The sequence below is a fragment of the Williamsia sp. genome, from assembly GCF_016462415.1.
Taxonomy (GTDB): domain Bacteria; phylum Actinomycetota; class Actinomycetes; order Mycobacteriales; family Mycobacteriaceae; genus Williamsia_A.
In genome coordinates this window covers 1-3,125 of sequence record NZ_JAEMTF010000197.1, presented here as the reverse complement: position 1 = coordinate 3,125, position 3,125 = coordinate 1, and the positions used below count along the sequence as shown (strand labels likewise).

The 3,125-nt window shown below is 67.7% G+C and carries 3 protein-coding genes; 2 read left to right on the top strand and 1 reads right to left on the bottom strand.

The window, feature by feature from the left end:
- The coding region (locus JHC79_RS23150) for a CocE/NonD family hydrolase (protein ID WP_296395347.1) at positions 1-1,679 on the bottom strand (1,679 nt) is incomplete at its 3' end.
- A 155-nt stretch (positions 1,680-1,834) separates the two neighbouring features.
- Between JHC79_RS23150 and JHC79_RS23145 the strand changes: the two genes are divergently transcribed.
- Both JHC79_RS23145 and JHC79_RS23140 read left to right on the top strand, forming a co-directional pair.
- Positions 1,835-2,449: a dihydrofolate reductase family protein gene (locus JHC79_RS23145; RefSeq protein WP_296395345.1), complete on the top strand. Its 615-nt coding sequence runs from the start codon at positions 1,835-1,837 to the stop codon at positions 2,447-2,449.
- A gap of 92 nt (positions 2,450-2,541) precedes the next feature.
- The coding region (locus tag JHC79_RS23140; RefSeq protein ID WP_296395343.1) for a class I SAM-dependent methyltransferase at positions 2,542-3,125 on the top strand (584 nt) is incomplete at its 3' end.

The window sequence follows — 3,125 nt, the reverse complement described above, 5'->3', positions numbered from 1 at the left end:
TGACCCGGTCCGCTGATCAGTGTCACCGGCTGGCCCTGTAGTCCGCCGCGGAACCCGGGGTCGCTGCCGGTGATGCGCACCTGCAGGCGGTGGCCAGTGTCGAAGCGATGTACCAGCCCGGGGAACGTGACCCGCACCGGTGCAGCGGGATTGGCGATACGCACGGGCGCGACGAGGTCGTTGATCAGCGTGGCTGTGCCGTTCGGTGCGACGTCGTAGATCTTTGCGAACACCACCGGCTGGCCGATGGCGCGAACCCGCAGAGTCATCGTCGGGATGCCGACGACGTCGAGTGGTGATGCGAGGGCGCCGGTGGTCCAGCTCGCCGAACCGGAACGGCCGGTGAACGCGGTGGCGATGGTGGTCGCGCCGGGCACCGCGCGTGCCCCTGCTCCGACGAGTCGGCCGCCTGCGGAGAGGCCGAACGTGGTCGGTGCACCCTTCGGTACGTCATCGGCGGTCGCATAGGCCGGACGGGCGTTGCCGCTGTAGGAGACCCAATCGCGGAAGTAGGAGAACCGCGGGCCGGTGTCGGCGCCGGAGTCCTTGAGGTAGTGGTCCAGCCAGTCGAGGATTCGACCGGTCTCGTACTGCGTGGTGCGGTCGGGTGCGTCGTCGCTGTACTCGCCGGGAGCGGGGTCTCCGCTGTGTCCCCAGTAGTGCCAGATCATCTTCGTCTCGACACCGCGGGCGCGGAGGGCACGGTAGGTCGCGAGGCCCTCGTTGAGATCGAACAACGTGTCCTGCTGACCCTGTCCCAGCAGGACCGGCACGCGGACACGGTCGACATAGCTGGTGACGGAGGTGGCGCGGAAGCTGTTCACCGACGCCTGGCTGAGCTGTCCGGTCAGGGTCCCCTCGGTGATCGCCGCGCACTGGAACGCGACGAAGTTCGGGCAGCCCACCGCGCGGGCCGGGTCGCTCGCGTAGCCGGCGCGGCCGGGGTTCTTCACGCCGGTCTCGAACAGGTCGGTGGTGTAGCTCGTCTTCGAGGCGCCGGGCACCCGCGAGCTGACCCCGGAGAACGCGCTCGTCGAGTTCGGGGCCAGCGAGTACGACAGGTCGTTCCACGTGATCAGCGGGACGATGGTGTCGATTCGTGGGTCCACGCTCGCGGCCGCGAACTGGATTCCGCCGCCGTACGATCCGCCGATCATGCCGACGCGGGGATCGTTGGCGTGCGGCCTGCCGTCGTGGGCTACGCGATCGCGTCGCACCGAGTCGAGCACCGGTGCGGGCCGACGCAGGGCCTTGTCGGTGAACGCGATCCCACGTGCGCCCCCGAGGTAGCTGATCAACTGGGAGGCCGCCACACCGTCGTTCCCCGGGCTGTCCAGGGTGATCTTGCAACTGCTGCCCCCGAAGCCGAGCCCCGAGTACGCCAGGGTGACGTAGCCCTGCGAGGCCAGGTATTTCGCCGTGGGTTCCTGTGTCTTGTACGAACCGCCGAACCCGTTTGTGGTCAGCATCGCCGGGACACGGTTGCGGGCGGTGGCCGCATCCGGCACCCGCAGCTCGCCGACGATGGTGCAGGGCGTTGCCCGGTTCGGTCCCGTGTGCACCGAGAAGTACAACAGAGTGGTCCGGTAGCCGGGACCCGGCGCGGCCGATGCCGATGGGACGACCGCGGCGACGGTGGTGAGGAGCAGGACAGCGACCGAGACGACGAATGCGCGCACGAGGGGTAACGGTAGTCGAGGCCCCCGACGGCGACGGCGCTATCGGCACGGTGGTGGGAGCCGTCCCAACGCCGCCCGATGAGTTTTGTCGTCTGGTGCAGTCTGTCGCTGCAGCGTGGCCACAATGGTCTCCACGGATCGGAACGGAGAACACGATGAGCAGAACGAATCTGTCGATGTCGATATCGGCCGACGGTTATGTCGCCGGCCCGTCGCAGAGCGAGGACAACCCACTGGGAATCGGCGGACCGGCGCTGCACACGTGGCACATCGGACCCGGCGCAGATCATCCGGTCAACCGGCAGGTGATGTCGGACATGATGGACGGGATGGGCGCAACCATCATGGGTCGCAACATGTTCGGACCTGTCCGCGGCGACTGGGGAACCTCGGACTGGAAGGGCTGGTGGGGCGATGAGCCGCCGTACCACTGCCCGGTGTTCGTGCTCACCCATCACGCGCACGAGCCGATCGAGATGAGCGGCGGCACCACCTTCTTCTTCGTCACCGACGGGATCGAGGCAGCCTACGATCAGGCCGTCTCCGCCGCATCGGACCGGCCGATCTCCATCGCCGGCGGTGCGTCGTGCGCACGCCAGGCGATAGCGGCCGGGATCGTCGACGAGATCGACCTGCAACTGAGCCCGGAGTTGCTGGGGTCCGGGGAGCGACTTTTCGACGGATTCGCGCCGGGTCGACCTGCGATGGAACTGGTCCGCGTGCTCGAGGCGCCGGGAGTCGCGCACCTGCGGTATCGCGTCCTGCGCTAGGCCCCCCGGGGTGCCGGATACGGCCGATGCGACTTCATAGGATGGAACCGTGAGGCAGCCGACCCGCCTCGCCACTGACGAGGAGATGTCGCATGGGCATGGAGAGCTTGATCCAGGTTGTCGATGACGCGCGGGGTCGCGGATGGACGATCGAGGGGTCCGTCAGCGACGAGCAGATCGCGTTCCTCGCCGACCTGACGCGCTCATCGTCGGCCCGCACCATCGCCGAGATCGGTTTCAACGCGGGGTTCTCGAGTTTCGCGTTCCTCAGCGCCAACCCTGACGCACAGGTGACCTCGTTCGATCTGGTCGAGCACGAGTACGTGACCATGGCCAAGGAATTCATGGACCGCGAGTTCCCCGATCGGCACACCCTCGTCCCCGGGGACTCCCGGGAGACCGTTCCACGATTCGCCGAACAGGGGCAGACGGCGCCGTTCGATCTCATCTTCATCGACGGCGGCCACACCTACGAGGTCGCCACCGCAGACATCCGCAACATGCGCGCATGCGCCGACGAGAACACGATCATCGTGTTCGACGACCTCCTCCCGCACAAGCCGTGGGGCCCTGATCCCGTTCGCGCGTGGGGTGAAGCGGTCGCAGACGGTGTGATCGTGCAGACGGGTCTGTACGCGGACGGTGTCGAGGTCGACGAGGTGGGCCCGGAGGCCCG

Coding starts and splice junctions, on each gene's coding strand:
- JHC79_RS23145 (WP_296395345.1), top strand. CDS start 1,835: ATGAGCAGAACGAATCTGTCGATGTCGATATCGGCCGACGGTTATGTC.